Here is a 9,118-nt window from a genome sequence, read left to right as displayed (position 1 = left end):
GGAAACCCCCACTGATAGAAGTTTCACTTTATCGGACAGCCTCTGCTAACCGGCAGCCCCGCCTGTAAGCACTAGAAAAATGACTCCAATTACAGTTAACATAACTAAGAAGAAATATAAGATCGAAATTACAATAATAACCCATCCGGCAACTTTCCTATTTGTTAAAATGAAATAAATACCGAGTACTAGCGGACCGAAGAAGAAACCGAGAATTCCCCACAGCCATGGATTTTTGCCGTGTTTAGGAGCATCGATCGCCAAAAAAACAACAATACCGACCTGAACGATAAGGGCAATAGTTTCTAACATGACTTATCCCCCCTCTTTTCAATAAATGTGACTCTTAAAAAGATTATGGTAAAAATCATTAAAATATTCGTAAATGTTTTCATGTATCAAATGTTTAGAACTGCTGTTTTTAGTCAAAGAAAATGATAAAATTAGATGAATAACTATTATTTGAAAAAGTGAAACTTCCTTCCTGTTTTAACCGTAATCTAAATATAGGATGTTACAAAATAGGAGTAGATAAATATGAATCAATTTTTAAATTTTCTAACGAAGACGTCTGTTTCAGCTGTATCGACAGTCTCAGTCTGGTCAGTCAGTGTTTTTGCGATTGGACAGCCGCTCCTTCTATCATCGCTTTTTGCGGTAGGTGGAGGTATAGCAGCTTATTCTACTACTTCATTTATTACGACAAATCTCTTTTTAAAACGGCACGGCCTTAGCCGAAAAGAGTATAAATATATTCAGAAAAATTTAGAAGAGGCAAATAAAAAAATAAAGAGATTACGAAAATCACTTATTTCTATTCGGAATATAGCGTCTATTAAGCAAAATATTGAGCTCCTGCGTATCGTTAATAAAATATATTCCATTACGAAGACAGAGCCGAGACGTTTTTATTTAGCGGAAGAGTTTTACTATTCTCATTTAGATTCTTTAGTAGAATTAAGCGAAAAACATGCCTTTTTAGCAGCTCAGCCAAAGAAATCGAAAGAAATGGCGGATTCACTGACAGAAACGAGAGAGACGATTTCAACTTTAGCACAGTCAGTTGAAAAGGATTTATATGATGTGCTTGCAAAAGATATTGATCATTTGAATTTTGAATTGGATGTAGCAAAGCTTACTATTGATAAAAAGAAATAAAAGGAGGCTCCACCGATGAGCGACTTAACGAATAAATCGACAGAGCTTGATGATCTGTTATCAAATCCATTTGGAGACAATGACATTATTGTAAATGAAACGGCACCAGCAGAACAGAAGAAACTTATTGATGTTCTTCCTGAGGAAAACCGCCAAAAAGCGATTCAGCTTGCTGCGCAGATTGATCCGAAAGATCAAAAGGCAATTACTTTATACGGAACACAGGCGCAATCAAAGCTTTTAAGCTTCTCACATACGATGCTTGACCATGTACAAAAGAAGGATACTGGGGAAGTGGGAGCAATTATCCATGATTTAATGAATAAACTTGAACAGGTAAGCCCAGACGGTCTGACATCTGAAAAGCGCGGATTTCTTTCGAAAATGTTTGGGAAAGTATCAAACTCTATTCAGGAAGTATTATCAAAATATCAAAAAACAGGGGCGCAAATTGACCGTATCAGTGTAAAGCTGGAACATTCGAAAAATGGTCTCCTGTCAGATGTTCAAATGCTGGAACAGCTGTATGAAAGAAATAAGGATTACTTTAATGCATTAAATATTTATATTGCGGCAGGGGAACTGAAGCTTGAAGAGCTGCAGACAAAAACTATTCCTGAACTAAAGAAAAAAGCAGAGGCGACAGGGGACCAAATGGCATACCAGGATGTAAATGATTTAATCCAATTTGCTGACCGTCTGGAAAAAAGAACCCACGATCTTATTTTAAGCAGGCAGATTACGATGCAAAGCGCACCGCAAATCCGCTTGATTCAATCGACTAACCAAGCATTGGTGGAGAAGATTCAATCTTCTATTATGACTGCTATTCCGCTTTGGAAAAACCAAGTTGCTATAGCTCTCACACTGCTTCGTCAAAGAGATGCGGTAGAAGCACAAAAGCTTGTCTCTAAAACGACGAATGATCTTCTGCTGAAAAATGCAGAAATGCTGAAAGTGAATACGATTGAGACAGCGAAAGAAAATGAACGCGGTATCGTCGATATTGATACATTAAAGAAAGTGCAGGATCATTTAGTATCCACGCTTGAGGAAACGCTTCGCATTCAAGCAGAAGGACGTGCAAAGCGCCAGCAGGCAGAACAAGATCTGCTTTCAATGGAAACGGACTTAAAGCAAAGGTTAATCTCTGCCGGTGAATCACATTCATAAAGCTATTGAGGAGCTAGCCGATAAGTTTCTAATAAGTTTTAAAAGTTGAAAGGCCCTGTCACTAAATCCGTGATTTTATTGGATTTCCATGACAGGGCCTTTCAGCAGGATGTCCCAAAAGGGTTGCTTTTTACCCTTTAGGGACATCCTCATTTAGTTTTCACTATGAATTAATTCTTCTCGTTTATAATGTTTTTCCTTATTTGAATTTCCATCTATATTGATCATTGTGCTCGTAGCCTTATTAAAAAGCTGGAAAGCATATCCCGCAGTACCGAGCATGAAGAGAGCAATAAGAGTTAAAGGGATCCAAATCCACACCTTTTTCTGTTGTTTCTGCTTCGTTCTTTTGCTTCTCATATATGATCCATCCTTTTTAGTGTTCTTAATAACGATTATAAGTTTTCTATATTATGTTTCCTACACTTTTTTAAAAGATAGCTCCAATATACTATCCTTAATAGAAAGATTAATCGTTCAAAATTACTATGTTAGATGAACCAATCGGACCTTTACGAGCAGTTGATCTCTCACTTAACTTCTTTGAACTCTCAGAACTTTGAAGTGGGGGTGTTGCTTCTCGTTAAGGCTGGGATAAGTTTAGCTGAAAGGCCCTGCCATCAAATCCTCGATTTTACCGGATTTCTATGACAGGGCCTTTCAGCGGGATTTCTTCAAAGGGTTGCTTTTACCCTTTGGAGAAATCCTCTCATAATCAGCCAGTATTTCGAATACCAGCAGCAATTCCATTAATTGTGAGTAATACTTCTGTTAGTACTTCTTCATCTGTTTCATTATTTTCCCGAAGCTTACGTATTAATTCTACTTGCAGGAAGTTAAGCGGATCAACATATGGATTTCGCCTTTTCACTGATTCCTGAATATTAGGGTTGCGGTCCAGTAGTTCCTTATCATCCGTAATCTTTAACAAAATCTCTTTCGTTATATTGTACTCATGGACAATTTCACCGAAAATGCGTTTCGCTATCGTCTGGTCTTCGACAAGCTCTGTGTATTTTTCAGCTGCTTCCATATCTGCCTTCAATAAGGCCATTTGTAAATTATCGATTGTGGAACGGAAGAAAGGCCATTTATTATACATTTCCTGTAACAGTTTGAAGCTGTCTTCTCCTTTTGCAGCAAAGCTGTGGAGTGCTGTGCCTGCTGCATACCAGGCAGGGAAGAGCTGACGGCTTTGCGTCCATGCGAATACCCATGGAATGGCCCGTAAATCTTCAAAACGTTGGCTCTTTTTCCGGCTCATTGGACGTGAACCGATATTAAGTGCTCCAAGCTCCATTAACGGTGTCGCCTGTTTGAAATAAGTAAGGAAATCATTATCCTTAAAAACAAGTGACTGATACTTATTAAGTGCAATATCAGAAATTTCTTCAATTGCCTTTTCCCAAGCTTTTTCTAATGTATAGCTTTCTTCTACTTGTGCAGTTGATTTTAATAATGTCGCAACAGCCTGCTCCAAGCTGCGGTGGGCAATTTCTTTGATTAAATAGCGGGAAGATAATACTTCACCCTGCTCGGTAATTTTTACTCCATCACCTAATGTTTCTTTCGGCTGGGATAAAATACTTCTGTTTAACGGCCCGCCGCCTCGGCCAAGTGAACCACCTCTGCCGTGGAAGAATTTTAGGCGGATTGCATACTTTCTCGCCATTTCGTGAATTTCCCTCTGTGCTTTATAAAGCTTCCAGTTTGCTGTCAGTGTTCCTCCGTCCTTGCTGCCGTCAGAATAACCGAGCATAATTTCCTGGTGATTGCCAAGCTCTCTTAAGTGATGACGATATACATCCATTTTAAATAAAGTTTCCATAATTTTCGGCCCTGCATTCAGGTCATCAATTGTTTCAAGAAGGGGAGCGATATTTAGCTGGCTTTCAATCCGGCCGTCTGCATGCAGGCGGTAGAGACCGAATTCCTTGGCAAGAACAAGCACTTCAAGCAGATCGCTTGCTGCTTCCGTCATACTAATTAAATACACTTCAATTGCCCTTGTTCCAAATTCTTTATGAGCATCTTTTATCATTTTGAATGCTTTTAAAATTTCCTGTGTTTCCTTTGAATAATCTTCGTTCAAAAGTAAAACGGGGCGCGGGTCTTTTAACACAGACTCAAGAAGTGATAATTTCTCTTCTTCACGAAGTGCAGCGTAGTTTTCCGCAAGCTTTACCTTTTGGAAAATTTCCGTAATCGCTGCTTCGTGTTCACCGCTATGATTTCTAATATCAAGTGTTGCTAAATGGAATCCGAACAGCTGCACCTGGCGTATTAATCGATTAATGCATTTAAGCTTTCTTTCTCCCGGTTGATGACTTTTAATACTTCTTTCAATCAATACTAAGTCAGCTAATAGTTCATCAGCATATTTATAACCGATTTCAGATTTCCCGATCTGATCTAAACGCTCAAGAACAATCGCAAACTTGCGGCGGTATACTTCATCCTCAAGTACCCATCTCTTCTTAGGATCAATTAATGCTTCTTCTTTTAAAACAGAATCCATTAATGTAGCCGGAACATCTACTCTTGCTTTGGAATAGCTGAATCTCTTCATCAGCTCCACGATTGCTTCTTTATATTTTTTAATAACTAATTCGCGCTGTGCTTCAAGTGTTTTCCGAGTGATTTCTGGTGTAACACTCGGATTTCCGTCACGGTCCCCACCGATCCATGAACCAAATCGCAAAATATTCGGAACATTCCAGTCGCGGTTCGGGAACTTCTCATGGAGGGAGTCAGCAAGTTCCTGATGAATATCCGGCAGCACCTCGAATAAAGTATGATCGAAATAATGAAGACCATTTCTTACTTCATCCATTACAGTCGGTTTCCGATGCCTTAGCTCATCTGTTTGCCACAGTGTAATTACTTCATTAATAAGACTTTCTTCAAGCTCAGCATGCTCACGTTTCGTTAATGTTTTACTATCAAATTCCTTTAAAACAGCAGCAATTCTTTTTTGGATCTCAAGAACCGTTCTTTTTGTTGATTCTGTTGGATGTGCTGTAATGATTAATTCAAGGGAAAGAGTGTTTAACACTTCCTGAATAACATCTTCAGCAATTTCATTCGTTTTAAGTGAAAGAACGGCGCCTTCTAAAGAATCAGGCTGGATAATATGATCATCTTCAAGCTGATATTGTCTTCTTCGTCTAATTCGATGATTTTGTTCTGCTATATTAACAAGCTGGAAGAAGACAGAAAATGCCCGGATCACTTGTTCACGAATAGGGGGCTGCAGCTGGCTGATCTCCTGTTTTAATGATTCATTTACTTCTTCATTGAACTCATCACGGAGACTGATCGTTAATTTACGAATTCGTTCAACAGTGCTTAGCAGTTCATCGCCGCCATGGTAAAGAAGTACTTCTCCAAGAACATTCCCAAGAAACTTTACATCTTTTCGCAATAGAGAACTGTTATTCTCAATTGTTTTTAGTTGTACAGACATTTATTCCACCTTCTTTTTTGAAATTTTAAAATAAAGCCTTTATGCGGAAAAAAATAACAATAGTTAAGTTTAGTTTAAAACGAAGGAGTAAATTTGTCTATTTTCAATCTTAAAATGATATATATTTATAGAAATTTAATCTAAAAAAAATATAGATTTGTAGAATTTTGTCTAATGAAAGTAGTATGCAGAATGAAATAATAAATTTATAATGAGTATTGAAAAATAATGGAAAAAATGGGAGGCCAAAAATTTGCCTAGAAAAATAATGTTTCTAACAATTATAACAGTATTTTTCTTCTCGTTATTCACACCCTACTTATCTGAAGTAAGTGCTGTGGAAAATAGCAATCTTAAACAAGAAGAAGCAGTGATAATAAAAGATAAACAATTACAAAGGGCAATTGCAGAAGAGCTGCAATTACAGCGTAAGGAAATTTACAAATCAGATATAGAGAAGCTTACAAGTCTTTCCGTTCCGTTTAAAGGGATTAAAGATTTATCGGGAATTGAACAAGCTATTAACTTAGAGAAATTAGAAATAGGCGGGAATAATTTTTCGAGTCTAGCTCCAATTAAACAATTAAACAAGCTTAAGCATTTAGACATTCTGGCTTATCAAGGTTCTGATTTTGAAAACTTGAAAGGATTAGTAAATTTAAAGACTTTAAATGTATCAGCGACATCATTCCAAGATTTAAATATGTTAACTGGATTTACCCATCTTGAATCGCTTGATATAGGTTTTACATCAGTAAAAGATTTATCCCCAATTAAGAATCTTTCAAAACTTAAAAATTTGAATATTAGTTATCTTGATCTTCAAACGATTGAGCCGATTAAATATATGCCGAACTTAGAAAAATTAGAAATATACGGTGAATTATATTTAAAGCTATTGAATGAAGTGAATGAGATTAAACGTGAAAATCTTGAAATTAACTATGATGAAGCAATTAATCTTTGGATAGGCACTCAAAAAGCGAGTGAAAATAAAATTGATCTATCTTGGTTTTATGCTGGAGAGCAAAATGTTTCTTATTATGTTGTAGCACTGAATGGGGAAAAGGAAAGAATTCAGTCAGCAAATCAAGAGGTAAAATGGCAGAAAGAACATTTGCAGCCAAACACGGTATATACATTAACAGTTGAGGCTTACGATGCAAATGATAAATTGATCGGTCTCTCTAAAGCAGAGATCAAAACATTGCCGCAGCCGGCTGGGGAAAAGGTTGTTTTTAAAGATCCAAATCTTGCAAAAGCAATCCAAAAGCATTTTGGTTTAGATCGTGATGTCGTTCAAAGTGATATGGAAACAATTACTGACCTTGAGCTTCATAGAAAAAGGATTAAGGATTTAACAGGGCTTGAGTCAGCGGTTAATTTAGAAACACTTCACATAGGTGAAAATAAAATTGAGAAGCTTGATGCATTATCTTCTTTGAAAAACTTACATACACTCTTTTTAGACGGTAATCCGATTAAGGATTATAAAGCTTTGGAGAGTCTTAATAAGCTTCAATCATTATCACTATCAAATACCGGTTTAACTGATTTAAAGGCACTTGAGTCTGTGAAAAATGTAGAAATGTTAGCAATTGACCGTAATGAGATTGCCGATTTCTCTCCTATTGCATCGTTCACTAATTTAAAGATGCTTTCAGTAATGGGGAATGGATTGAAAAGCTTAAAGGAAATCGGGAAATTGGAAAAAATCGAGTATCTTTTCCTTGCGGATAACCCGCTTCTATCTTTAAAAGGAATTGAAAACTTGCCAAATCTTCAAATGCTTGACTTAAACAGTACAGAAATTACATCTATTAAAGAGCTTTTATCGGTAGAGAAATTGCAATTCGTTTCTTTATGGAATACGCAAAAATTAGATGTAAGTGAAGGTTCTGAAGCGGGAAAAACAATTTTACAGCTTCAGGAAAACGGAGTTGCGGTCGATTATGAAGATAATGAAGAATTTTATCCTCATACGGGGCGTACGACAGAGAATTCAGCAGAAATATTCTGGGGATACGGTGGAGAAAAGGAAATCAGCTATGTTGATATTTTAGTAAATGATCAGTTTACTGCGAAAGTAGACTGGAGTGAGGAGAGCTATCTTTTACAAGGGTTGAATCCTGGAACAGAATACAGCATTACTGTTAATGCTTATGATGCAAATAATAAGCTTCTATTTACTGGCTTAACATTTGCTTATACATGGGATAAGCCTTCTGGTAAGGAAATAAGCTTTAAAGATGAGAAACTAAGAGATTTGATTAAAGAACAGCTTGGGATTGAGCGTAGTCTTTTTGAAAGTGATTTAGAGCAGTTGTATGATCTGTCACTGATTGATACAGATGTGAAAGATTTAACAGGAATCGAAAATGCGAAGAACTTAAGTTCTCTAGCTATTTCAGGGAATTCAAGCGAGCTTGATTTAGCTCCATTGAAGAACATTCCTAATTTAATGAATCTTTCTTTAAACAAGACAAAGGTGAAAGATTATACAATTTTGAGTCAATTTAATAAATTGGATGGGCTCGATATCAGTGCAAATAAATTGAAGGACATTTCATTTATTGGAGATCTTACGAAGCTGCATTCACTTAATATATCTTATAACGAAATCAGTGATTTATCAGCTTTATCCAAGTTGAAGAGCCTTTTATATGTAGAAATGTCTAATAATAAAATTTCTAACATAGCACCACTACAAAATTCGAAAAAATCTATCAGCTATTTAAATCTTGCTTCCAACCCAATAGAGAATATTGACATCATAAGTGAAATGGAAGAACTCTTTTTCCTGAATTTAGATCATACCTCGGTAAAAACTATAGTACCGATAATTAATTTAGGAAATTTATATTATGTCTCACTATATGATACGAAGAATCTTGATGTTTCAAACGGTACAGAAAATAAAAAAGTGCTGGATGAACTTGAGTACTGGGATGTGCAAGTGAATTTAGAATTTGCTGCAAATCCTGAGATTACAGTTGAGGAAGCGACATCTTCCACAATCTCCGTTTCATGGGATCCTATGGTTCCACAAGGAGAAGGGACATACAATATTGTCATTTCTTCAGTTGAAAGTGGAGAGATCGTGAAGGAAGCAACTGTCGATACGAAAGTAACAAAGTATACATTCACAGGCTTAAAGGCAAAAACACGCTACAATATTGAAATAACTGGCGAAAATGGAGATCACTACGGTTATGCATTTAAAGAAGCAGAGACATTAAAATAGGCTTATATAAAGAGAAGGACTGCTTTTTACGGGCCCTTCTCTTTCTTAAAATCGAAAAGACAGCGGGCTGAAATATT

Annotated in this window: 6 protein-coding genes; 3 read left to right on the top strand and 3 right to left on the bottom strand. The window is 36.5% G+C overall.

The window, feature by feature from the left end; all coding sequences use genetic code 11:
• Nucleotides 1-45: 45 nt before the first annotated feature.
• Nucleotides 46-312, bottom strand: coding sequence for a hypothetical protein (locus BFA01S_RS10390; protein WP_066229523.1), 267 nt, complete (start codon nucleotides 310-312; stop codon nucleotides 46-48).
• A gap of 225 nt (nucleotides 313-537) precedes the next feature.
• On the opposite strand from BFA01S_RS10390, the gene BFA01S_RS10385 reads away from it, so the two are divergent.
• Together BFA01S_RS10385 and BFA01S_RS10380 are read left to right on the top strand one after the other, a co-directional pair.
• On the top strand, nucleotides 538-1,158 hold the full coding sequence (locus BFA01S_RS10385) for a 5-bromo-4-chloroindolyl phosphate hydrolysis family protein (protein ID WP_066229520.1): 621 nt from the start codon (nucleotides 538-540) through the stop codon (nucleotides 1,156-1,158).
• A gap of 15 nt (nucleotides 1,159-1,173) precedes the next feature.
• Complete coding sequence (locus BFA01S_RS10380) at nucleotides 1,174-2,331, top strand: toxic anion resistance protein (RefSeq protein WP_066229517.1); 1,158 nt, start codon at nucleotides 1,174-1,176, stop codon at nucleotides 2,329-2,331.
• A 153-nt stretch (nucleotides 2,332-2,484) separates the two neighbouring features.
• On the opposite strand, the gene BFA01S_RS10375 is transcribed toward BFA01S_RS10380, so the two are convergent.
• Together BFA01S_RS10375 and ppc are read right to left on the bottom strand one after the other, a co-directional pair.
• Nucleotides 2,485-2,691, bottom strand: a complete 207-nt coding sequence (locus BFA01S_RS10375; RefSeq protein WP_066229514.1) for a hypothetical protein — start codon at nucleotides 2,689-2,691, stop codon at nucleotides 2,485-2,487.
• A 355-nt stretch (nucleotides 2,692-3,046) separates the two neighbouring features.
• Complete coding sequence (ppc, locus tag BFA01S_RS10370) at nucleotides 3,047-5,797, bottom strand: phosphoenolpyruvate carboxylase (RefSeq protein ID WP_066229512.1); 2,751 nt, start codon at nucleotides 5,795-5,797, stop codon at nucleotides 3,047-3,049.
• Nucleotides 5,798-6,050: 253 nt separating this feature from the next.
• Between ppc and BFA01S_RS10365 the strand changes: the two genes are divergently transcribed.
• On the top strand, nucleotides 6,051-9,041 hold the full coding sequence (locus BFA01S_RS10365; protein ID WP_066229509.1) for a leucine-rich repeat domain-containing protein: 2,991 nt from the start codon (nucleotides 6,051-6,053) through the stop codon (nucleotides 9,039-9,041).
• Nucleotides 9,042-9,118 lie beyond the last annotated feature (77 nt).

Origin of the sequence: Metabacillus fastidiosus NBRC 101226 (assembly GCF_001591625.1) — a bacterium.
Lineage (GTDB): Bacteria > Bacillota > Bacilli > Bacillales > Bacillaceae > Metabacillus > Metabacillus fastidiosus.
Note: the sequence above shows the minus strand (reverse complement) of the source record. Positions and strands in the feature narration are given on the sequence as shown.

What these genes read in the sequence shown, in the direction of transcription:
- ppc (WP_066229512.1), bottom strand. Translation starts at nt 5,797, where the DNA reads ATGTCTGTACAACTAAAAACAATTGAGAATAACAGTTCTCTATTGCGA.
- BFA01S_RS10385 (WP_066229520.1), top strand. Translation starts at nt 538, where the DNA reads ATGAATCAATTTTTAAATTTTCTAACGAAGACGTCTGTTTCAGCTGTA.
- BFA01S_RS10375 (WP_066229514.1), bottom strand. Translation starts at nt 2,691, where the DNA reads ATGAGAAGCAAAAGAACGAAGCAGAAACAACAGAAAAAGGTGTGGATT.
- BFA01S_RS10380 (WP_066229517.1), top strand. Translation starts at nt 1,174, where the DNA reads ATGAGCGACTTAACGAATAAATCGACAGAGCTTGATGATCTGTTATCA.
- BFA01S_RS10390 (WP_066229523.1), bottom strand. Translation starts at nt 312, where the DNA reads ATGTTAGAAACTATTGCCCTTATCGTTCAGGTCGGTATTGTTGTTTTT.